This is a genomic window from Pseudomonas sp. GW821-FHT07F01 (genome assembly GCF_059418825.1).
Genome location: NZ_JBWKQO010000009.1, coordinates 153,588 through 175,556 on the forward strand (window position 1 = coordinate 153,588; position 21,969 = coordinate 175,556).

The 21,969-nt window shown below is 61.4% G+C and carries 22 protein-coding genes; 9 read left to right on the forward strand and 13 right to left on the reverse strand.

The features are described from left to right. Window positions 1-109 precede the first annotated feature (109 nt). Complete coding sequence (locus AC07R1_RS29270; RefSeq protein ID WP_011062547.1) at window positions 110-1,186, forward strand: 3-deoxy-7-phosphoheptulonate synthase; 1,077 nt, start codon at window positions 110-112, stop codon at window positions 1,184-1,186. 60 nt (window positions 1,187-1,246) lie between these two features. On the opposite strand, the gene AC07R1_RS29275 is transcribed toward AC07R1_RS29270, so the two are convergent. Then, a complete protein-coding gene (locus tag AC07R1_RS29275; protein ID WP_011062548.1) occupies window positions 1,247-1,528 on the reverse strand; it encodes a GNAT family N-acetyltransferase in 282 nt (93 codons plus the stop codon). 641 nt (window positions 1,529-2,169) lie between these two features. Between AC07R1_RS29275 and oprI the strand changes: the two genes are divergently transcribed. Continuing rightward, entirely contained in the window at window positions 2,170-2,421 is a 252-nt protein-coding gene (gene oprI, locus AC07R1_RS29280; protein WP_003448337.1) for an outer membrane lipoprotei OprI, read from the forward strand. Window positions 2,422-2,547: 126 nt separating this feature from the next. Here the strand turns inward: oprI and AC07R1_RS29285 are convergent, their stop codons facing one another. The 3 genes from AC07R1_RS29285 to AC07R1_RS29295 all read right to left on the reverse strand — a co-directional run bounded on the left by AC07R1_RS29285 (window position 2,548) and on the right by AC07R1_RS29295 (window position 4,612). Next, window positions 2,548-3,522, reverse strand: coding sequence for a L,D-transpeptidase family protein (locus AC07R1_RS29285; RefSeq protein WP_015636545.1), 975 nt, complete (start codon window positions 3,520-3,522; stop codon window positions 2,548-2,550). A gap of 134 nt (window positions 3,523-3,656) precedes the next feature. After that, window positions 3,657-3,950 carry a hypothetical protein gene (locus AC07R1_RS29290; protein ID WP_007931378.1) on the reverse strand — a complete coding sequence of 98 codons (294 nt, stop codon included), beginning with the start codon at window positions 3,948-3,950 and terminating at the stop codon, window positions 3,657-3,659. 56 nt (window positions 3,951-4,006) lie between these two features. Continuing rightward, window positions 4,007-4,612, reverse strand: coding sequence for an arylesterase (locus AC07R1_RS29295; protein ID WP_019092884.1), 606 nt, complete (start codon window positions 4,610-4,612; stop codon window positions 4,007-4,009). Between the two features lie 10 nt (window positions 4,613-4,622). On the opposite strand from AC07R1_RS29295, the gene AC07R1_RS29300 reads away from it, so the two are divergent. Together AC07R1_RS29300 and AC07R1_RS29305 are read left to right on the forward strand one after the other, a co-directional pair. Beyond that, a complete protein-coding gene (locus tag AC07R1_RS29300) occupies window positions 4,623-5,306 on the forward strand; it encodes an ABC transporter ATP-binding protein (protein WP_011062551.1) in 684 nt (227 codons plus the stop codon). Continuing rightward, window positions 5,306-7,810 carry an ABC transporter permease gene (locus AC07R1_RS29305; RefSeq protein ID WP_495111195.1) on the forward strand — a complete coding sequence of 835 codons (2,505 nt, stop codon included), beginning with the start codon at window positions 5,306-5,308 and terminating at the stop codon, window positions 7,808-7,810. Before AC07R1_RS29300 ends, AC07R1_RS29305 begins: the two co-directional genes overlap by 1 nt. Before the next feature lie 33 nt (window positions 7,811-7,843). On the opposite strand, the gene greB is transcribed toward AC07R1_RS29305, so the two are convergent. After that, a complete protein-coding gene (greB, locus tag AC07R1_RS29310; protein ID WP_011062553.1) occupies window positions 7,844-8,317 on the reverse strand; it encodes a transcription elongation factor GreB in 474 nt (157 codons plus the stop codon). Window positions 8,318-8,609: 292 nt separating this feature from the next. Between greB and AC07R1_RS29315 the strand changes: the two genes are divergently transcribed. Next, a complete protein-coding gene (locus AC07R1_RS29315; protein ID WP_011062554.1) occupies window positions 8,610-9,239 on the forward strand; it encodes a response regulator transcription factor in 630 nt (209 codons plus the stop codon). A gap of 131 nt (window positions 9,240-9,370) precedes the next feature. Here AC07R1_RS29315 and AC07R1_RS29320 read toward each other — a convergent pair whose 3' ends face one another. From AC07R1_RS29320 to AC07R1_RS29330, 3 genes are all read right to left on the reverse strand, one after another. Beyond that, on the reverse strand, window positions 9,371-9,691 hold the full coding sequence (locus tag AC07R1_RS29320; RefSeq protein ID WP_011062555.1) for a hypothetical protein: 321 nt from the start codon (window positions 9,689-9,691) through the stop codon (window positions 9,371-9,373). A 285-nt stretch (window positions 9,692-9,976) separates the two neighbouring features. Further along, window positions 9,977-10,411: a DoxX family protein gene (locus tag AC07R1_RS29325; RefSeq protein WP_011062556.1), complete on the reverse strand. Its 435-nt coding sequence runs from the start codon at window positions 10,409-10,411 to the stop codon at window positions 9,977-9,979. A 103-nt stretch (window positions 10,412-10,514) separates the two neighbouring features. After that, the gene (locus tag AC07R1_RS29330) at window positions 10,515-11,936 is read right to left on the reverse strand and encodes an MltF family protein (protein ID WP_495111196.1); all 1,422 of its coding nucleotides are present in this window, start codon (window positions 11,934-11,936) and stop codon (window positions 10,515-10,517) included. Window positions 11,937-12,171: 235 nt separating this feature from the next. Between AC07R1_RS29330 and AC07R1_RS29335 the strand changes: the two genes are divergently transcribed. The 3 genes from AC07R1_RS29335 (at window position 12,172) to AC07R1_RS29345 (ending at window position 15,027) form a co-directional block, all read left to right on the forward strand. Continuing rightward, window positions 12,172-12,978, forward strand: a complete 807-nt coding sequence (locus AC07R1_RS29335) for a TatD family hydrolase (RefSeq protein ID WP_011062558.1) — start codon at window positions 12,172-12,174, stop codon at window positions 12,976-12,978. Between the two features lie 85 nt (window positions 12,979-13,063). Further along, window positions 13,064-14,545, forward strand: a complete 1,482-nt coding sequence (locus AC07R1_RS29340; RefSeq protein ID WP_011062559.1) for a methyl-accepting chemotaxis protein — start codon at window positions 13,064-13,066, stop codon at window positions 14,543-14,545. Window positions 14,546-14,664: 119 nt separating this feature from the next. Beyond that, the gene (locus AC07R1_RS29345) at window positions 14,665-15,027 is read left to right on the forward strand and encodes a terminase (RefSeq protein ID WP_026019949.1); all 363 of its coding nucleotides are present in this window, start codon (window positions 14,665-14,667) and stop codon (window positions 15,025-15,027) included. A gap of 4 nt (window positions 15,028-15,031) precedes the next feature. On the opposite strand, the gene AC07R1_RS29350 is transcribed toward AC07R1_RS29345, so the two are convergent. The 3 genes from AC07R1_RS29350 to AC07R1_RS29360 form a co-directional block, all read right to left on the reverse strand. Further along, window positions 15,032-15,829: an acyl-CoA thioesterase gene (locus AC07R1_RS29350; protein WP_011062561.1), complete on the reverse strand. Its 798-nt coding sequence runs from the start codon at window positions 15,827-15,829 to the stop codon at window positions 15,032-15,034. 109 nt (window positions 15,830-15,938) lie between these two features. After that, window positions 15,939-16,706 carry a CHAD domain-containing protein gene (locus AC07R1_RS29355; RefSeq protein WP_011062562.1) on the reverse strand — a complete coding sequence of 256 codons (768 nt, stop codon included), beginning with the start codon at window positions 16,704-16,706 and terminating at the stop codon, window positions 15,939-15,941. A gap of 143 nt (window positions 16,707-16,849) precedes the next feature. Beyond that, window positions 16,850-17,128, reverse strand: a complete 279-nt coding sequence (locus AC07R1_RS29360; RefSeq protein ID WP_011062563.1) for a hypothetical protein — start codon at window positions 17,126-17,128, stop codon at window positions 16,850-16,852. 219 nt (window positions 17,129-17,347) lie between these two features. Here AC07R1_RS29360 and AC07R1_RS29365 point away from each other — a divergent pair, with 219 nt between their 5' ends. Continuing rightward, window positions 17,348-18,382: a patatin-like phospholipase family protein gene (locus AC07R1_RS29365; protein ID WP_011062564.1), complete on the forward strand. Its 1,035-nt coding sequence runs from the start codon at window positions 17,348-17,350 to the stop codon at window positions 18,380-18,382. A 15-nt stretch (window positions 18,383-18,397) separates the two neighbouring features. On the opposite strand, the gene AC07R1_RS29370 is transcribed toward AC07R1_RS29365, so the two are convergent. Together AC07R1_RS29370 and AC07R1_RS29375 are read right to left on the reverse strand one after the other, a co-directional pair. After that, the gene (locus AC07R1_RS29370; protein WP_011062565.1) at window positions 18,398-19,093 is read right to left on the reverse strand and encodes a response regulator; all 696 of its coding nucleotides are present in this window, start codon (window positions 19,091-19,093) and stop codon (window positions 18,398-18,400) included. Window positions 19,094-19,194: 101 nt separating this feature from the next. Continuing rightward, window positions 19,195-21,846: a DUF4118 domain-containing protein gene (locus tag AC07R1_RS29375; protein WP_065365466.1), complete on the reverse strand. Its 2,652-nt coding sequence runs from the start codon at window positions 21,844-21,846 to the stop codon at window positions 19,195-19,197. Window positions 21,847-21,969 lie beyond the last annotated feature (123 nt).

Here is a 21,969-nt window from a genome sequence, read left to right on the forward strand (position 1 = left end):
GTCACCGGCTAACGCGCTAAGGTTCCGCTCCCCGACGCGCTCAAATCCGCTGTGCTCCGCCGCGCGGGGATCGCTGGCGGCCGGCACCCGTGACCTGACGAGTAACACGATGGCTGATTTACCGATCAACGACCTTAACGTCGCCTCCAACGAGACCCTGATCACCCCTGATCAACTCAAACGAGACATCCCGCTGAGCGACACCGCCTTGCGCACCGTGACCAAGGGTCGCGAAGTGATCCGCAATATCCTCGACGGCACTGATCACCGCCTGTTCATCGTCATTGGGCCCTGCTCGATCCACGACATCAAGGCAGCCCACGAATACGCCGAGCGGCTCAAGGCACTGGCGGCTGAAGTCTCCGACACCCTGTACCTGGTGATGCGCGTTTATTTCGAGAAACCGCGGACCACCGTCGGCTGGAAAGGCCTGATCAACGACCCTTACCTGGACGACTCGTTCAAGATCCAGGACGGCCTGCACATTGGTCGCCAATTGCTGCTGGACCTGGCTGAAATGGGCCTGCCTACTGCCACTGAAGCCCTGGACCCGATCTCCCCGCAATACTTGCAGGACCTGATCAGCTGGTCGGCCATTGGTGCACGTACCACCGAATCCCAGACTCACCGCGAAATGGCTTCGGGCCTGTCCTCGGCCGTGGGCTTCAAGAACGGCACCGACGGTGGCCTGACTGTGGCAATCAACGCCTTGCAGTCGGTTTCCAGCCCTCACCGTTTCCTGGGGATCAACCCCCAGGGCGGCGTGTCGATCGTCACCACCAAAGGCAACGCCTACGGCCACGTGGTACTGCGCGGCGGCAACGGCAAGCCCAACTATGACTCGGTCAGCGTCGCCGTCTGCGAGCAGGCCCTGAGCAAGGCCAAGATCAAGCCGAACATCATGATCGACTGCAGCCACGCCAACTCCAACAAGGACCCGGCACTGCAGCCGCTGGTCATGGAAAACGTGGCTAACCAGATCCTCGAGGGCAACCAGTCGATCATCGGCCTGATGGTGGAAAGTCACTTGAACTGGGGTTGCCAGGCGATTCCGAAGAACCTGTCGGAACTTCAGTACGGCGTATCGATCACCGATGCCTGCATCGACTGGGAAAGTACCGAGAAGACCCTGCGCGGCATGCACGCCAAGCTCAAGGACGTCTTGCCGAAACGCGATCGCAGCTGATCCTTTCCTGCAGACACAAAAACGCCGGGCCAAGCCCGGCGTTTTTCATGGTCGCCCCGGTCAGAGCTTTGCTGCGTGACGCTGATGACGCTCCATATAGCGCTCTACGTACGAGCAGGACGGAATCACTGTGTAGCCCATGCGTTCGGCGTACTCCAGCGCCTGCTCGGTCAACGCCGCGGCAATACCGCGTCCACGCAGTGCGTTGGGCACGAAAGTGCGATAGATATCCAGGGTCTGCTTACCCAGGTCCATATAGGTCAGGTAGGCACGATGACCGTCCACATTGGTCTCGAACTGATGACCAGCCTGGTCATGGTGGATGGACAACGCCTCGCTCATCACTACTCCTTGCGGGTCTGGAATGCTGACCCCTACCTTACCGATGTTTTTCCGGCGAAGGAACAACTTACGCCACCTCGTGCCTGTCGGCCGCCCGTAGAAGCTCTCGCTCTTGCGCCATCAGCACGTTACAAAATATAGGCGCCATTGGCACAAATGCTCAAGCCACACTCGTCACAGATCGGCGCAAAACCTTGTTGAGGCTGAGTACGAGCCTTAGTCGGGATCGATACCTAAACGTCTTGAGACGGTACATCGCCGGATGCTGAAACATAAGACGAGCGACGCCTCTTAAAGTCACCCACAAGATGCTTAAACATAGGTTCAGGGCTGAACAAATTCTGAAGAAAAGTGCAGTCGACACAATATAGACCGACTTTAGCCTAGGCTCTGAAACAGCGCCCGGAAACTCCGATAACGATGCTGGCAAACAAGCAGCATTCGGCCCCGGAGCTTCGCCGCTGAATATTTTTTATACAACCCGCTAAAAAGTTGCTCGAAAAAGAAACAGCGCCTAGAATTTTTTTTGCTTCTTGCGCTACGTCAGTTTACTTACTACAAGTAATGGGTAGTATGTACGCCGGCTATTTCCTCACTCTGAGGTGATAGCTACTAATAGAAAGTCCTTGAAGGGGAACACGATGAACAACGTTCTGAAATTCTCTGCTCTGGCTCTGGCCGCAGTTCTGGCTACCGGTTGCAGCAGCGTATCCAAAGAAACCGAAGCTCGTCTGACTGCTACTGAAGACGCAGCAGCTCGTGCTCAGGCTCGTGCAGACGAAGCCTATCGTAAAGCTGATGAAGCTCTGGCTGCTGCTCAAAAAGCACAACAGACTGCTGACGAAGCTAACGAGCGCGCTCTGCGTATGCTGGAAAAAGCTAGCCGCAAGTAATAGTCCCTCGGGATTGTTATCGAGCCGATCCATTTTTTGGATCGGCTTTTTTATTGCCCGGAGTTCTTCACCGGCAATAAAAAACCCGCCGCTACCAGCAGGTATCGGCGGGTTGCACTTAAGCGCTTACTGCTGCAAATCGTAGGTCGCGTTGGACATTGTTGTCACAGGCGCTGTCGTCGGCACGGCGATCTCCACCGGCAAGCCATCTTCGGCTGCCACTACATCCCGCACCACATCCCAGTTCATGCGCAGGTTGTTAGCCAGGTCCTCACGCTTGAGCAAGGCATTGATCACTGCGGTGTGCTTGTCGACCACCGAAGGATTGCCTTTGTCATCCAACGGCGTATGAGCTTCCAGGTAGACTTTCCCGCCGCTGATACCGAACTTGTACGGATCGTTGATGATGCGCACCGAAGTTCCCACTGGCACCATGCCGGCCATTTCCAGCACGTTGTTGTTGAGCATGCGGAAACAACCGTGGCTGGTGCGCATGCCGATACCGAACTTCTTGTTCGAACCGTGAATCAGGTAACCCGGTGTGCCAAGGGTGAACTTGAATGGCCCCAAGGGGTTGTCCGGCCCGGCAGGTACCACGTTCGGCAAGGGGTCACCGTCGGCGGCATGCTCGGCCTTGATCGACGCCGGGGGCGTCCAGGTCGGATTCGGGGTTTTCGCGGTAATGCTGGTGTGCGCGATCGGTGACCCCCAGCCTTCACGACCAATACCCAGCGGGAAGGTGTAGACCACGTTCCGACCCTTGGGGTAGTAGTACAGTCGATATTCGGCCAGGTTGATCACGATGCCTTCGCGCGGCCCGGGCGGCAGAATGAAACGCGTAGGCAGGATCACCTCGGTGCCCGCCCCCGGCAGCCAGGGATCGACCCCCGGGTTGGCCGCGACCATTTCCAGGTAACCCAGGTCGTAGGTCGTACCCAGGTCGGCGAAGGTATCCTCGTACTTGGCCTTGATCACCTGTACCTGGCCGACGATGTCTTCACCCGGCGGCGGTAGAGGCAATTCCAATGCGGCAACAGGACCGGCCACACACAAGGCGGCGAGTGTCAGGCAGCGGGTGACGACAGGGAGGCGGGGCAACATCCGGATAATCCTTCGCATGAACAACGAATGAAAGAAACACGATTGTACACCCCGCCCTCCGGCTTCGGCAGCCAGGCCGGGGAGACAAGCGCAGACACATGAATTCCCTGTCGAAACGGCCTGCTGGCGACCGCCTACAACTCGAAACGCAGCTCAGGCCAGATTGGCGGAGTGCCACGTTTTTGCGACTCCAGAATCGCCCGGCACAACGGGCAGAGTCGCTGGTCCTGGAAAATCGTCCGATCCACGCTCGACCAGCGCGGTTGCGCGGGCAACAAAGTGCCGCACAAGGTGCGGTCGGCAGAGCCGCCCAACTCCAGTTGACGCGTCACCAGATGCACCCGAACTTCCTGGCAGGCGAACAGGTCAAGCTGCTCATCAGGCTCGATCAGTTGATAGGCAAACAGGGACCAGGCGGGACGCGGCATCGGGGGCTCCAAATCGGGGGCGCCACATTAGCCGAAACACTGTCACTAGAAAAGCGTCAAAGCAGCGGTTTTAGCGTCGGCCAGACATTTTCCAGCAACTTGCCCTGGGCCGCTGCCGCAGGGTGCAGACCGTCTGCCTGCATCAGTTCGGGATGCCCCCCGACCCCGTCAAGAAAAAACGGCACCAAGGCCACCTTTTTCTCGCTGGCCAACTGGCTGTAGACCTGGGAAAAGGCCTGGGTATAGCGCACGCCATAGTTGGGCGGCAATTGCATGCCTAAAAGCAGCACCTTGGCACCCTGGGCCTGGGAGCTGTCGATCATCGAAGCAAGATTTTGTTGCAATTGCCTGGGCGGCTGGCCGCGCAAGCCATCGTTACCCCCCAACTCGAGAATCACCACTTCAGGCTTATGCTCTGCAAGCAGCGCCGGCAGCCGCGCCTGGCCCCCGGCACTGGTGTCACCACTGACCGAGGCATTGACTACCCTGTCGTTAAAACCCTGGTCCTTGAGCCTCTTTTCCAGCAGGGCTACCCAGCCCTGACGGGTATCCAGGCCGAAAGCCGCACTGATACTATCGCCAACGATCAGGACCGTACCCGCCGCTGCGTTCTGGGCCATGCACATCAAGGCCAGGCCGGCACTCAAAAACCATACACGCATCGGATTCTCCATGGGCGCAAGCATTCTCACTGCGCGGAACCTTAGCAAAGTGGTTCCCAGCGCGGAAGGTGAACTGACCATCCTGCATGAACTCAGCCTCGAGCTGAACCAGGGCGACAGCCTGGCCATCGTCGGCGCCTCCGGCTCCGGCAAATCGACCCTGCTTGGCTTGCTGGCGGGGCTCGACCTGCCCAGCAGCGGCGAAGTCACCCTCGCCGGCCAGGCCCTGAGCCAGCTGGACGAGGATCAGCGGGCCCGTATCCGGGCCGAGCATGTAGGATTTGTCTTTCAGTCCTTCCAATTGCTCGACAGCCTCAATGCCCTGGAAAACGTCATGCTGCCCCTGGAGCTCGACGGCCGTCGCGATGCCCGCGAGCGGGCCACCGAACTGCTGCAGCGGGTTGGCCTTGGCCAGCGCCTTAGCCACTCGCCACGCCAGCTTTCCGGTGGCGAACAACAGCGCGTTGCCATTGCCCGGGCCTTCGCTGCCGAACCCGATGTGCTGTTTGCCGATGAACCCACTGGCAACCTCGACAGCCATACCGGTGAACGCATCAGCGACCTGCTGTTCGAACTCAACAAGGAAAGCGGCACCACCCTGGTGCTGGTGACCCATGATGAACGCCTGGCCCATCGTTGCCGGCGCCTGATCCGTCTTGAAGCGGGCCTGCTGGTCGCCCCTCTGGAGCCCTGATGGCACGTCTGCCGCTGCCGCGCCTGTTCAGCCTCGCTGTCCGCCAACTATTGCGCGATGCCCGTGCCGGTGAGTTGCGGGTACTGTTCTTCGCCTTGCTGGTAGCGGTTGCGGCCAGCACGGCCATCGGCTACTTCGGTGCACGCTTGAACGGCGCCATGCTGTTGCGCGCCACCGAGTTCCTCGGCGCCGATCTGCTGCTGGAAGGCAGTTCCCCAGCACGCCCGGAACAGCTCGACAGCGGCCTGAAACTGGGGCTGGATCATGCGCGGATAGTCGAGTTCTCCAGCGTCATTGCCACCGACAATGCGATCCAGCTCTCCAGCATCAAGGCCGTCGACGAAGCCTACCCCCTGAGGGGGCAGCTCAAGAGTGCCCCAGCCCCCTATGGGGTCGAAGAGCCCGGCGGCGGTCCCGCGCCCGGAGACGCCTGGGTCGAACCGCGCTTGCTGACTGCGCTGGACCTCAAGATCGGCGACAGCATCGACGTCGGCATGAAAACCTTGCGCCTGGCCAGGGTGCTGACCTACGAGCCTGACCGGGCCGGCAACTTCTACAGCCTGACGCCACGGGTCCTGATCAACCTGCAAGATCTGCAAGCCACCGGCGTGGTCCAGCCTGGCAGCCGGGTCAGCTTCAAGGAACTGTGGCGCGGACCGGCTCCGGCGCTTGAGGCCTATCGTCAACAGATCAAGCCGGCGCTGGCCGCCAACCAGCGGCTGCAGGATGCCCGCGATGGCAACCAGCAGATCGGTGGAGCCCTGGGCAAGGCCGAACGTTATCTGAACATGGCCAGCCTGGTAGCGGTGCTGCTGTCAGGGGTTGCAGTAGCCTTGTCAGCCAATCGCTTCGCCGCGCGACGCTTTGATGCCAGCGCCCTGCTTCGCTGCCTGGGCCTCTCACGCCGGGAAACCATGCTGCTGTTCAGCGTACAGCTGGGCGTTCTGGGTCTGCTGGCCAGCCTCAGTGGGGCGTTGCTGGGATGGCTGGCCCAGCTCGGCCTGTTTTACCTGCTACATGACCTGCTGCCCAACGACGTACCACCCGGAGGATTGCTACCCGCCATCGCCGGCATCGGTACCGGGCTGGTGGCCCTGGCCGGATTCGCCTTGCCGCCCCTGGCTGCGCTGGGACGGGTGCCGCCGCTGCGCGTACTGCGGCGCGACCTGCTGCCAATCCCCTCCAGCACCTGGATGATCTACGGCGCCGCTCTGTTGGCCCTGGGCCTGATCATGTGGCGCTTGAGCCTGGACCTGGTGCTGACCTTCGCCCTGCTGGGCGGTGGCGTGCTGGCGGCACTGGTATTGGGTGGCTTGTTGCTGCTGCTGTTGCAAAGCCTGCGGCGCCTGCTGGCCCGCGCCGCCCTGCCCTGGCGCCTGGGCCTGGGCCAGTTGCTGCGTCACCCCCTGGCTGCGGCCGGGCAATCCCTGGCTTTCGGCCTGATACTGTTGTCCATGGCGCTGATTGCCCTGCTGCGGGGCGAACTGCTGGACACCTGGCAAAACCAATTGCCGAAAAATGCCCCCAACTACTTCGCACTGAACATTCTGCCGGCGGAAAAACAGGCCTTCAGCGAGCGCCTGGTGCAGCTCTCCGCCCCTTCGGCGCCCTTGTACCCCGTGGTTCCGGGGCGCCTGGTGAGCATCAATGGCGAGCCGGTAAGGGAGATCGTCAGCAAGGATTCCAGCGGTGATCGGGCTATACAACGCGATCTGAGCCTGACCTGGGCCGCCAATCTGCCCAGCGGCAACAGCATTATCGAGGGCAGTTGGTGGTCAGCCCAGCCGGATGACGGGTTGCCCGGCGTCTCGGTCGAGGCCAAGGTGGCGCAGAGCCTGAAGCTTAAGCTGGGTGATCACCTGACCTTCACGGTCGCCGGCGCCAACCGGGAGGCCCGGGTCACCAGCCTGCGCAGCATCAACTGGGACAACTTCCAGCCGAACTTCTTCATGATCTTCCAACCGGGCACCTTGAAGGATCTGCCCGCCACCTACTTGACCAGCTTCTACCTGAGCCCTGGGCACGATCAGCAGATTGTCGAGCTGTCCCGGGCCTTCCCGGCAGTGACCATCCTTCAGGTCGAAGCCCTGCTGGAACAACTGCGCAGCATCCTGGCCCAGGTCACCCTGGCGGTGGAGTATGTGTTGCTGTTTGTCCTGGCGGCAGGAATGGCAGTGCTGTTTTCCGGGCTCCAGGCCACCCTGGACGAACGCATTCGCCAGGGGGCGCTGCTGCGTGCCCTCGGGGCCGAGCGGCAACTGCTGGTGAAAGCCAGGCGGATCGAGTTCGGCCTGCTGGGCGCAGTCAGCGGCCTGCTGGCGGCACTGGGGTGCGAACTGGTCAGCCTGGTGCTCTACCGGTTCGCTTTCGATCTGCCCTGGCACCCGCATCCATGGCTGTTACTGTTGCCTCTGGTGGGGGCGCTGCTGGTAGGCGGGGCGGGAGTTTTCGGTACCCGTCGAGCATTGAACGCCAGCCCGCTGAATGTATTGCGCGAAGGTTGAAAGCCCAAGGCTCGCCTGCCCAGGTCGGCGAGCCTACTTCACATAATCGATCTGGTTGATCCACCAGCAGGTTTCACCTGCCGGGGTGTGGACAACGGCCTCGTCACCCACTTCCTTCTTCAGTAACGCCCTGGCCATGGGCGAGTCGATGGAGATGTAGTCCTTGCGCAGGTAGATCTCGTCGTAACCGACGATACGAAAGCGCTTGATCTCGGCCGCCTCGTTTTCGACTTCGACCCAAGCACCAAAGAACACCCGTCCCTCCTGTTCCGGCGCGTAGGAAACCACCTTCATGTCTTCCAGGCGCTTGCGTATGTAGCGCACCCGACGATCGATTTCCCGCAGAAGCTTCTTGTTGTACTGATAGTCCGCATTCTCGCTGCGATCGCCCAGCGAGGCCGCCCAGGTGACCTTCTGCGTGATATCCGGGCGCTTCTCCCGCCATAAATAGTCCAGCTCTTGTTTCAGAGCGTCGTAACCATCCTGTGTGATGAGCTTGGTACTCAATTGGCTAATCAGCCTCCAGCCTTATGCATGCTGCGCATTAGTTGTATGAGCCGACAAAGCCGGCACGTCATGAGCGGCATCTGCCACCGATCTATGGACATCACTATCAGATTTGTCCGATTTAGATTTCAGAGAGGTCAGCCAATCATAGGGCCAAACAGCCGAGCCGTACGGCCCAGGGCATAGGTTCGACAAGAGCGTCGGCAATCGGCACGCCACACTGCTTGATACCCATTCCCCACAGAGCTGGCCAATAACTACCAACACCTCAAAAACAAAGGGAAAGTACCACATGGGCAACATCATTATCGTCGATGACCATCCACTGATCAGACTGGCCATCAGGTCGGTGCTGGATCCTCATCATCACAATATCGTCGCCGAAGCCGACAACGGTGCCGATGCAGTGCAACTGGTGCGCAAGCACCTGCCGGACCTGCTGATCCTCGACCTGGGCATCCCCAACCTGGATGGTTTCTCGGTCATCGCGCACATCAAGTCCGCCGGGCTGCACGTCAAGACCCTGGTACTGACCTCAAGTGATTCGAAAAACTTCGCCCTGCGCTGCCTGCAAGCCGGAGCCGCTGGCTTTCTGTGCAAGACCGAGAACCTTCACGAATTGGCCAATGCGGTAAAGGCCATCCTTTCCGGGTACAGCTACTTTCCGGAAGACACCATTAATATCCTGCAGCAGAACACCAACGCCGCCAACCAGGAGAGTGTGTTGATTTCCCGCCTGACCGACCGCGAAATAACAGTGCTGAAACTGCTGGCTACCGGTCTGAACAACCAGCAGATTGCCGATGCGCTGTTGATCAGTCACAAGACCGTCAGCACCTACAAAGTGCGGTTACTCAAGCGTTTCAATGTTTCCAACCTGGTGGCCTTGGCCGAATTGGCCAAACGCAATGCCGTAGTTTGATCATCAAGCCATTAATCGCCATCAAATGACGGACAGCCGCCACGACTGAAGACGTTCCAGTCGGTTTCTGTTCAATGGAATTCCGATCTGTACAAGGCGCAGTTCAGCAGCCGTGATGCACTACCGGCGGGTCAACTGCTGAACTGGCGGCGGATGATCAACCCCTGGCGAGCGACGCGGGTCAGTTGCTTGATGACTTCAGCAGCATCCGCAGCACTGGGTGCCGGAATGACCGCCAGATCGAAGCTGTCGCTGGCAAAGCGTGCCAGGGACTCACCTTCTTCGACAAATTGAATCAGAAACGCCGCTGGGCCCGGGGAACGTCGTGGCCAACCGTCGAGATAACGCAATAGTGTGGGCTGGTGCTTGCCACCCAGGAGGATTTTCGGATTGCGCTGGGAAAGACTCGCCGTGATCGGCGCAAGACGTACAAGGGGGCGTGGTGCATTCATCGTATTGTGTCTCTGCCTCAGATTTCTGCCGGGCAGGTGAGAGGCAACACCGAACCAGCGCTTTAGCGGTATTTCGAAGCCTGACTATAGCTTCTATCAGTGATCTTTCGACTCACCTGGCGCCCCGCAAGTAGCTGTTTAAATCGGCGCATGAGCAGCATCCTAGAGAAGCCGACAGGTCAGTGTCAAGATTTGTCAGCAACGAAAAAGGCCTGCATTCGCAGGCCTGGGATAACTTTGCCGACGGCTGATCCAGAGCCTCTGGAACACCGCCCGCGCATCGACTTACTTGGCGATTGCCGCATCCAGAGACAGCTTGCCGGCCCCCTCAATCAGAACTGCGACAGTGCCGCCAAGCAGTGCAAGAGCGAACTCATAACCGTTGTTGGCCATGAACAGGCCATGGCTGATATGCACCGAGAAAATCGCCACCAGCAAGGTAAACGACAGGCCCAATGCAGCGGGACGCGCCAGCAGACCAATGATCAATGCCAGACCGGCAAAGAATTCGGTGCCCCCCGATAACAACGCCATCAAATAGCCGGGAGCCAGGCCGATACTCTCCATCCACTGCGCCGTTCCCGCCAGACCGCCACCACCAAACCAGCCAAAGAGTTTCTGCGAGCCGTGAGCCACGAAGATGATGCCGACGAAGATCCGCAGTACGGTCAAGCCGTAGCCCGCGCGAGTGCCCAGTAGCTTGTTGGTCAGTGTGCTCATGCTGTGTAGTCCTGTGTGAAGGTAGGAAAGTTGGTCGCCATACTAATCAGTTTTAATCATGTTAAAAGCGGAAATTACCCAAGCTAATAATCGATTTTTTAGATTATTTACGTGACGCAACTTTTCGCTCCGGAGGCTCCAGGGAGTCTCGTTCACGATCAAAGGCCAGATAGTATTTGTTGACGCTATTAACATAGCTGACGGCCCCCATGCCCACTTGCTCCATGGCGATGCGCTCCACCTGGAAGAACCACTGGTTGGGGTTGAGCCCCCGCCGCCGGGCTTCACTGCGCATACCCTGCACCCGCTCCGGCCCCATGTTGTAGGCCGCCAGCACAAATGCCATGCGCTCGCGCTCATTGAGTTTGGGGCTGGCAAAAAATTTACGGCGAATCATCGCCAGGTACTTGGCCCCTGCCTGCACATTGCTATCTACGGACTGAATATTGTTGACCCCGACCCGCTGCGCTGCCGAAGGCGTGATCTGCATCAGCCCGGTAGGGCCGCTGCCGCTTCTGGAAGGGGGTTGCAACGCTGACTCCTTGAACGCCAGCGCCGCCAGGTTCAGCCAGTCCATGCCCTGTTCGCCGGCATGCTTCTGCAAAACCGGACGCAGTTTTTCCAGACGCTGACGGTCGGCCCGGGCCAGGGGATAGTGCACCTGATACTGGCGTCGGTAGATACGCAGGAACGCCACATCCTGATCCGCCGGCGCCTTATAGGTCTTGAGGAAGCGGTCGATACTCGCCCGCAGCATCGACGCATCGCGCCGGACAAACCAGTGTTCTTCACCCGGCTCACTGATCTTCAACTGCCTGTCCAAACGCAATTTGGGCAGGATCTTGCTCCAGCGTTCGGCAATCGGCTGCTCGACAACCGTCAGGTGGAAAATGCCGCCCTGGACCATTTCCAGCACATCCTCCACCGCCAGGCTGGGGTCGACCCACTCCACCTTGATCGGCGCCAGCTTGTGCAGGGCCAGCTTCTGATTGATCTGGCTGACCGCGTCCCCCGCCGCACTACCGGTAGTCAGGGTCAGGGTCTTGCCGGACAGCTGTTCGATCCGTGTATAACGGCGCTCACCCTTGATCCCGACCAGCAGCAGGGGAACATTACTGACGATCGGGTCGCTGGAGCTGACCGCATTTCCGGGCTGGGCTTCCAGCAGCTCACCAGGCGCCACCAGGTCGCCCTCGCCCCGCTGCAATGCACCCAGCAATTGATCCTTGGCTTTGGGAATGATCTTCAGGCTGATTTCCTGGCCGTCGCGAGCATGGCCATTGAGGTACTGCTCGAACGAGCGCAGGCGGTGGTACTCGACACCTATGGCCTGGCCTTGGACTTCTCCGGAGCTATTGCGGCTCTGATTGACCAGCACCCGGAGTACCCGGCTGCTGCGGATTTCCGCCAGGTCGCGCACTTTTCCCGTGGCGTGTGCTTCCAGTGGCCCGGGCAAGCGCGCCAGCGCCGGCAAGGGCAGCAGCAATGACAGGCACAGCGCGAGCAATATCAAGGATCGGGTCATCCGTTCTCCGCAAAGAATACTGTTCAACCCTTCGTCGTTTTTTGAAGAATTGATTGCCAGAAACAGAGCGCCTTGAGCGCTGGCAAGCTGCGAAAGACCCGTGCAATGGCGCTGAAGAACGTGGCCGTTGCTCTGGTCCGGCAGCAAAAGACAGCTATAACTCGTTGTAGTTCTTGGTTTTTCTTATAAATCTACAGCTCTGATATGCTTTCCGGCCGCAGGCGGAGATAGCACCATGCAACTCATCGATATCGGCGTCAACCTGACCAATCCCAGTTTTGCCGAAAAACACCAAGCCGTTCTCAATCGTGCTTATGAGGCTGGGGTGTGCCAGTTGGTCCTCACCGGAACCAGCGTCGAAGGCAGTGAACAGGCCCTGGAGTTGTGCCAGAAACTGGACGCCGACGGGCAGAGACTGTTTGCCACCGCCGGGCTGCATCCCCACAGCGCCAGCGACTGGAATGCCGACAGCCCGCGACGCTTGCGCGCTCTACTTGGAGAGCCGCGGGTACGCGCCGTGGGCGAATGCGGCCTGGACTTCAACCGGGACTTCTCTCCCCGCCCGCAACAGGAAAAAGTCCTGGAAGAACACCTGGCCCTGGCTGTCGAGTTGCAGTTGCCAGTGTTTCTCCACGAACGTGACGCCAACCTGCGCTTGCTGGACATCCTGCGGGATTTCCGTGATCGCTTGCCGGCTGCTGTAGTCCACTGCTTTACCGGTGAACAAAAGGCCCTGTTCAGCTACCTCGATTTGGACCTGCACATCGGCATCACAGGCTGGATCTGCGACGAACGCCGCGGCACCCACCTGCACCCGCTGGTACGCGACATCCCCCGCGGGCGCCTGATGCTGGAAAGTGATGCCCCCTACCTGCTACCCCGCAGCTTGCGGCCAAAGCCGAAAAATGGTCGTAACGAACCGGCCTATCTGACCGAGGTTTTACGAGAAGTTGCGTTGCACCGCGGTGAAACCCTGGAAGACCTTGCAAGCCACAGTACCGCCTGCTCTCGGGCGTTTTTTCGCTTGCCAGAGATTGCTTGACCCACATCAAGATTTTTCCGAGATCATGGCGGCACAATAATGGCACCTTGCCAATACTGTTTCGCTCAATCAGAGAAGACCTTCCATGGGTGCCTGGCTTAGCAATATCTCGCTGAAGTACAAATTCTGGGCGGTCAATGCAGTCGCCTTCGTCACCACCTTGTTATTGGTGCTGTACGCCGTGCAACTGGAGCAACAGGCTCGCAGCCAGACAGCCCAGGCTGCGGCCCAGGCCGAGGCGAAGCTGCTCGGCGCCTGGCCCGAAGGACAGGCGCTGCCCAGCGCCGAACACCTGCTGTATTTCTCCCGGGGACAGACCCCCAGCCTCAACGAGCAGACTCTCAGCGAACTCAACGGCGCCAACGGCTGGGTCGAGCTCAACCCGATGCCGCTGTTCGGTGAAAATCCGCTACTGGGCGCTGACGTGATCCAGCGCGCCGACGGCCAGCAGGTCGCCGTACTGGCCTACGCCCCGAGCCTGGCCCAGGTCTTCAGCGATCGTTTCACCAATTACGCCGTCGCAGTGTTCATCCTGATGTTCGCCATGCTCTGCGCCTCGCAGTTGCTGATCCGTTTTCTCCTCAGCCAACTCAACACCCTCAAGGACGTCATGCTGCACGTGGAGAAGACCGGCGACCTGTCTGCTCGCGTGCCGCTGTCCTGCAAGGACGAGGTGGGTCAGATGGCCAGCGCCTTCAATGCCATGCAGGCGGGATACCAGCGGGTAGTCAATACCGTGGCCAATACCGCCCGGCAGCTGGACCAGGGCGCCGCACGCCTGGCCTCGAGCATGAACGATGTACGCCACGGCATGCTCGGCCAGCAGAGCGAAACCGATCAGGCCGCCACGGCCATCAACGAGATGTCCGCCACCGTCTATCACATCGCCCAGCATGCCGGTGCCACCCGGGACCTGTCGCAGACCGCCGACACCCTGGCCGGTACCGGCCATGAAGTGGTGGGCCGGGTGCAGAAATCCATCGCCGGGCTTTCCAATGGCGTGCAGCAGACCGCCGAGATGATTCAGAAGCTCGCCGAGGACAGCCAGAAGATCAATGGCGTGGTCAACGTTATCCACAGCATCGCCGAGCAGACCAACCTGCTGGCACTCAATGCCGCCATCGAAGCCGCTCGAGCAGGGGAAATGGGCCGCGGTTTTGCCGTGGTAGCAGATGAAGTGCGCAACCTGGCCAAACGTGTGCAGACCTCCACCGACGAGATCACCAGCATGGTCTCGGCCCTGCAGGCCGGTACCCGGGATGCCGTGGATTTCATGCAGGAAAGCTCGTTCAAGGCCGATGACTGCGTGCAACAGGCCCAGGAAGCCGGCGCGGCACTGGCGGAAATCACCGGTGCCGTAGCCCAGATGCGCGAAAGCAACACGCAGATCGCTGTCGCAGCGGAACAGCAGAGCCAGGTAGCGGAAGAAATGAACCGGGCGGTAGTGAGCATTCGCGATGTCACCGAGAACACCGTGCAACAGACCGTTGCCTCGGCCACCACCAGCAGTGAACTGGCGACCCTGGCCGGTGAGTTGAGCAAAGCCATAGGCCAGCTGAAACTCTGATCCGAGTGCCTCTACCCCCCTCTACTGGCTATCGCACCGATAGCCAGCCTTGATTCGCCGCCATCCCAACTGGCCCCTATTCTTGGTTCATGAGTCTTCAAGCACTAAGGATGATCATCATGGGCAAACGTCACCCCAACCTCCCCGCCTGGCAATGGCGCGTCTACCCGCAGAATCACCAGCACCCTGCCAATCTGGTATTGCACCTGATTGCCGTACCGCTATTCATCATCGGCTTTCTGCTGATTGTTTCAGGCGTGTTTTCCTTGAGCTTCCTGAGCCTGGCCATCGGTGTGGTCGGCATCCTCGCAGCCCTGGGCCTGCAGCGCCACGGACACAGCCTGGAGGCCCAGGCCGCCGAGCCCTTCAGTGATCGCAAGGATGCCGTGCAACGGCTGCTGGTGGAACAGTTCGTGACCTTTCCGCGCTTTGTCCTGAGCGGTGCCTGGTGGCGTGCCTGGTTGCAGCGCCACCGGCACTGATGGCTCAGGCGAAGATGGTCACCGTCTGGCGGCTCAGGGCGATCAACTGGCCCTCAGCATTCCACAAGGCCGCTGCCGCATGCCCGTAGCCGTCACGCGCGTGTTCGATTTCCACCCGGTACTTGCACCAGTCCAGAGTGCTCAGTTCCAGCAACGGCTGGACGAACTCGATGGTCCAGGTCAGGGTGCTGCCGGCGGCGGGCTTGGTCAGGTGCGGCAACAGCGCCGGCGGCCAGGCATCCACCAGCGCCAGGATATGCGCCTCGGTGACCGGCTCTTCCTTCACATCCCCACGCAAGCGCACCCAACCACCCATGTCGCGGGAGCGATTGCCGGTGAATGGCAGGCCACCGATGCTCCAGCGCATTGCCAGATGACGCATGAACTCCGGCGTCACACCCTGGATATAAGGCAGCTCCTGGCAGTCATCCCAGTGTTTCATTTCGGGCGCTGGCTCGGCGGCCACACTGACGGACGATTCACGGGAAGCGCCAAAACTGCCCTGCACCAGAGTCACCACCTGACCCTCCTGCATGACCCGCCCCAGTACCTGGCTGACGGCCTTGCCTTCGCGCAGCACATCCACCTCGAAACTGACCGGCACATCTGGCGCCACCGGGCCGACAAAGGTGACCGCCAGCGACCGCACGGGGCGGTCCGCCGCAACCTTGGCCCGCATCGCTTCATACTGCAGAGCAACCACCAGGCCACCGAAACTGGCGCGCCCCTGGGCCCATTCCGCCGGAATGGTCAGCGCCTGGGGCTGGCCGCGAACGGCTTCGAGCAAATCGTAGAAACGCATGAAAACCTCGGGGGACAAAAAATAGACTGAGGGATCTTAACCAGCGTCGCAGAGCCACACAGCCATTATTCCGGCCAAAGCAGCGGACAGATAAGCCGCCCTTTGGCCTTCACCGCTTGAAGCAATCGCGATGCAGTTGCTCCAACACCTGATCGGAGCGGGCCTCGGCCTTGAGCATGGTTCTGCGCCAGACCGCCACACAGGGCAGCAAATCCAGTTGCTGCTCGGCCTGGGCCAGCCATTGCCAGCAATCATGCCAATCGCCCAGGGCGCTCTGAGCCGCCTTGAGGCGCTTCATCGCCTGGGAGGGCAAGCGATCCAACTCGGGATAGGCATCGGCGGCGTAACGCACCCGCTTGATCAGCAGACGCAGGCGATGACGGTCGTGGGCAGGGTCCAGTAGCGCCTGGCCCAAGGCTTTCCACTGCTTGGCCAGGCGTTTTTCGATACTGCCGCGCAGGCCCCGCAGCAAACCTTGGCGCTCAGAGGCCCGGAGGAACCTGGGGAAGGCATCCAGCACCAGAAACAACTGCGCCAATTCCGCCCCCGCGGCCACTGCCGAGTACTCATGCAACAGTTGTGAGGTACGACGGTCGGCAGCAGCATGCTGGCCATGCTGATGCAGATAGGCCGCCAATACTTCACGATCACGAATCGGCGTGGTCACCCGCCCCACTTCGCTGGCCGCGGCTTCCAGTTGCTCCACTCCGGGCAGGCCACGCAACGGTCGCAACAGGCTGCGCAAGCGTCGCACGCTGATGCGCAGATCATGCAAGGCCTCGGCATCCGTGGCGGCCGACAAGCGGGCCTGACAAGCCAGCAAACTCACTTCCAGGCCCAGAACCTGAGCCACCAAACGATCAACCAAGGCAGACATCAAGGCTTCCCCAACACGAGTCAAAAGCCTGACTTCGGCTTATCCAGTTCCAAGAATGGCACCGCGAACCGGCGACAGGCATTGCGCCAGATCATTCAGGTTCGCGGTGATGATTGTCGGACCAGCTTAGCGGCTGTCGCGGCTCAGCGCCCGGCCCGGGACTCACGAATGTAGAAACGCGCCTTCTCGGCCTTGTTGGTGCAGCCTTCGAAGGCTTCGAACTGCTGCTGGGTCTTGGCGCCGGTCAGCAGCGACAACGCCTTGGAGTAGCTCACGGTGCCAGCGAAACCTTCGGCCTTGGCCAGGTCCAGCTCGTGCCAGGCAGCGTCCAGCTGCGTGCCGCAACTGTCACGGTAGGCAGTCTTGCCTGCACAACCGGTCAATACCAACGCAATCAGGGGCAGGCAGATCCAGGCTTTCATCGATGACACCTCAAGATAGGGAAAACAGTCGTACAGGTTAAGACGATGGCCGCAGGAAAAAGTGCCAGTCCCACCCCTTGGAAAATATAGCTGCAGGAGCATAGCCTCGCGGCCCCGGCGGCCCTAGAAAAAAACTCACAGGCCCCGCAGCGCATCAGCAATTGAACCACGAGGCGCTATGGGTGCATTGTTGCAGCCTGTTTGTCGAAGGGACGAATCATGAGCAAACGTGTCGCATTGGTCCTTGGGTCGGGGGGCGCTCGCGGTTACGCCCATATCGGCGTCATCGAGGAAATCGAAAAACGCGGTTATGACATCGCCTGCATTGCCGGCTGCTCGATGGGCGCGGTGGTCGGCGGCATCTACGCCGCAGGCAAGCTCGCCGAGTACCGGGAATGGATCGAAAGCCTGGACTACCTCGACGTGCTGCGCCTGGTGGACGTGAGCTTTCGGCTGGGGGCGATTCGCGGCGAGAAAGTCTTCGGCCAGATCCGCAAGATCGTCGGCGAAGTGAACATCGAAGACCTGCGCATCCCCTATACCGCCGTCGCCACCGACCTGACCAACCAGCAGGAAATCTGGTTCCAGGAAGGCTGCCTGCATCAGGCCATGCGTGCTTCCGCCGCGATCCCCAGCCTGTTCACCCCGGTCATGCAGGGCAACCGCATGCTGGTGGACGGCGGCCTGCTCAACCCGCTGCCCATCGTTCCGGTGGTTTCCAGCCACTGCGACCTGATCATTGCGGTGAACCTCAACTCCACCAACCAGCGCCACTACCAGTTACCGGTAATCCAGCGCCCACCCGCGTTCAAGAGCCGCTTTGACAGCCTGATCAACTCCCTGGGCTCACACCTGCCGTTTCGCCGCAAGCAGGCCGAACAACTGCTACTGCTCGAGCAGGAAGCCTTCAAGAGCGAAGCCGCGGAGATCAATCCATGGGTCGAGGGCGCCGAACCGGAAGCCCAGCAACCGGCCGCCGCGCCGCAAACCGACGGCGCGCCGAAATCCGCCAGCGGCTCCTTCATCATCGACAACGTCGGCCCAGCGTCATTGCTGGACCTGGTCAACCAGAGCTTCGAGGTCATGCAGACCTCCCTGGCGCAGTACAAGATCGCCGGTTACCCGCCGGATATCCTCATCAACGTGCCCAAGCGCGTCTGCCGCTTCTTCGAGTTCTACAAGGCGCCGGAGCTGATCGCCCTGGGCCGTGAGATTGCCAGCGATACCCTGGACCGCTACGAGCAGGACCAGTAGCGAAAGGCCGCAAACTCAGGAATCGGCGCCCAGCAAGCGGTAGCCGACCCCCGCCTCGGTGACGATGAAGCGTGGCCGGGTCGGATCGTCCGCCAGCTTCTGGCGCAAGTGCCCGACCACGATCCGCAGGTAATGACTGTCCTCGGTGTGGGTCGGGCCCCAGATGTCCTTGAGCAGTTGCTGCTGGGTAATCACCCGCCCCGGGTGCCGCGCCAGCTGGGCCAGCACCGCATATTCCTTGCGGGTCAGGGCCACTTCGACACCGTCCAGCAGCACCCGCCGATAAGCCAGGTCGACCGTCAGCGGCCCCACTTGCAACGCCGCCTCCTGCACTTCCCCGCTCGGCGCCTGGCGCAACAGGGCGCGAATCCGCGCCAGGAACTCCTGGATACCGAAAGGCTTGGTCACATAGTCGTTGGCACCACCATCCAGCGCCTCGACCTTCTGCAGCTCGCTGGCACGCACCGAAAGCACCAGCACCGGCACCGCCGACCACTCGCGAAACTCGCGCAGCACCTGCTGCCCATCCATGTCCGGCAGCCCCAAATCAAGTACCAGCAGGTCCGGTTTGTTCAAGGCGGCCTGGGCCAGGCCTTCGGTGCCGGTCCCGGCTTCAATCACTTTGTATCCCTGGGACGCCAGGCTGATGCGCAGGAACTTGCGAATCTGCGGCTCGTCGTCGATGACCAGGATGGTCGCGGTCTGGCTCATGGTTTCAGTTCAAGACAAATTAAGAGGCAAAAGCGTAGCGCAAGGCATGCCGCATCCGTGTGGCGCTGACGCGGCAAGGCCGCAGCGCGTTCTACAGGTATTCACAGGTCGGACTCAAGCTCCGGCTGGGTCTGCAACGGCAGGTGCAAGGTGATGCATGTCCCCTTGCCGCCAATGCCCTCGGCGACACTGATATGCCCGCCATGGGCGCCGACCATGCCCTGGCAGATCGCCAGGCCCAGGCCGGTGCCTTGCCCGCCGCGGTCGCCACGGGCAGCGGTGTAGAACATGTCGAAGATCTTTGCCCGCTCATCCTCGGGAATCCCCGGGCCCTCATCACTGACGGCGAAGCTCAATTCCTGCTCGCTGGCACCGACTTTCAACTGCAGATGGCCATGGGGTGGCGAGAAGCGGGCAGCATTCTCCAGCACATTGACCAGCGCCTGCTCGATCAGCGCCGCATGAACGTAGAGCAAGGGCAAGTCCGCTGGCAGTTCGGTGGCCACTTGCAACGGCGCCAGCACCGCCCGCAGGCGGTTCAGGGCACTGCCGACGATATCCCCCGGCGCGACCCAGTCCCGGGCCAGCTTCAGGGCCCCATGGCCGAGCCGGGTCATGTCCAGCAGGTTCTGTATATAGCGGTCCAGGCGCTCGGCCTCATCCCGCGTGCCCTCCAGCAGCTCTCGCCGATCTTCCAGGGGGATCGCTTCCCCCAGGGCCAGCAGGCTGTCGATACTGCCGCGCATTGAGGTCAGCGGTGTGCGCAGGTCATGGGATACCGAAGCCAGCAAGGCGCTGCGCAACTGTTCGGTCTCCCCGTGCAGCCTCGCCGCTTCCAGGTCCTCGGCCAGCCGCGCCCGTGCCAGGGCCTGGGCCAGTGGCTGGCTGAGCGCAGTGAGCAGTCGTCGGCGCTGGCCGCTGAACTCTTCACCCTCACGGGGGCAGACACCGAGCAACCCCAGGGGCCCGTCATCCACCGACAGCGGCCACCACCACCATCGACCAAAGGGCAAGGTCCCGGTGCCCAGCCCCGCCGGCTGGTCATGCTGCCAGGCCCAGTCGGCCGCCGCGCGCTCGGCCTCGGAGAACTGCGGCGAACCACCGGTCTCGACTTTCCATCCACCCTGCCCGTCGCGGTTGATCAGGCAGACACGCAACTCGTCGCGACCATTCAAATGCTGGGCCGCGGCGCTGATCACCGCTTGCCGGTCAGTGGCGGCAGTCAACTTGCGCGACAGGTCCAGGAGCTCGCCGGTTTCCTCCTGGGTATCGCGCAACGCCTGCAACTGCCGGCGCTGGCGGGCCGCCAGATTGCCGGTCAGCGCGGCCATGAGCAGGAAGAACAGCAGGGTCAGCACATCCTCTTCCCGCTGGATGGCCAGGGAGAAGTTCGGCGGAATGAACAGGAAGTCATAACTGAGAAAGGACAGCGCCGCGCAAGCCAGGGCCGGCCCCAGGCTGCTGCGCACCGCCACCAGCAGCACCGCGGCGAGGAACACCAGGGAGATGTTCGGCAACGGCAGGACACTGGCCACCCCCCAGGCCAGGGCGCTGGCCAGGAGGGTGGCCAGGACTGCCAGGACGTAGTCGAACCAGATCAGCGAATGCTTGACCCGCAGGCCCGGCTGATGGGGCTGGGGCTCGCTGTCCAGGACATTGATCTCCAGGCCATCGGCATTGCGCAGCAAGCGCGCCGCCAGGCCGCCACCGAACCAGCGCCGGCGCCAGCGGCGCCTGGACTGCCCCACCAGCAGCAGGCTGGCGCGACGCTCCGCGGCGTGCTGGATCAGGGTCTTGGCCACCTCGCCGGCACGCAACAGGACCACTTCCCCGCCCAGGCGCTCGGCCAGTTGTTGAGCGGCCTGCAAGCGCAAGCGTGCCTGCTCGTCGCGCAACCGGCCGTTATCCACATGCACCAGGCTCCAGGGCAGGTGGCGACGCTGAGCCACACGGCTGGCGTGACGTACCAGCCGCTCGGCCTGGGCATCGCCGTCGATACCCACCAGCAGCCGCCCGCGCACCGCCGGTGCCGCCTGCCCCAACTGGCGATAGCCCTGGGCCAGGTCGTTGTCCACCTGGGCGGCGGCGGTCTGCATCGCCAGTTCGCGCAGGGCGGTGAGGTTGGTCTGGGTGAAAAATGCATCGATGGCCGCCCGCGCCTGCTCCGGCACGTAGACCTTGCCGTCCCGCAGACGCTCCAGCAGCTCTCGGGGCGGCAAGTCCACCAGCAGCAACTCATAGGCCTCTTGCAACACCCAGTCAGGCAGGGTTTCGCGCACCTGGACCCCGGTAATGCCGCGCACCTGGTCATTGAGGCTTTCCAGGTGCTGGACATTGACCGTGGTGAAGACGTCGATCCCGGCCGCCAGCAACTCCTGAATGTCCTGCCAGCGCTTGGCGTGCCGGCTGCCCGGGGCATTGCTGTGGGCCAGTTCGTCCACCAGTACCAGCTTGGGCTTGGCCTTGAGCAGGCCGTCGAGGTCCATTTCCTCCAGCAATACGCCACGGTATTCCGAACGCACCAAGGGCTGCTGGGGCAGCCCGCTCAACAAGGCTTCGGTCTCGGCGCGGCCGTGGGTCTCCACCACCCCGGCAAGCACCTTGACCCCTTGGCGCAGTTGGCTATGGGCCGCCTGGAGCATGGCGTAGGTCTTGCCAACCCCGGGGGCGGCGCCCAGGAACACCTTGAGCCGGCCGCGGCCGTCCCGTGGCAGCTCGGCTAGCAGCGCGTCGGCGCGACCGGAATCACTCATGGGTTATCTCTCTGCGACAAGACATTCGGTTCAATCTGCGCTCACTTCAGTTGCGTTTGCCAGCGCTCCCTGGGGCTGGAAGCCCCCGCGGGGCATTTTGCATGCCTCGCAGGTTCGGCAGCG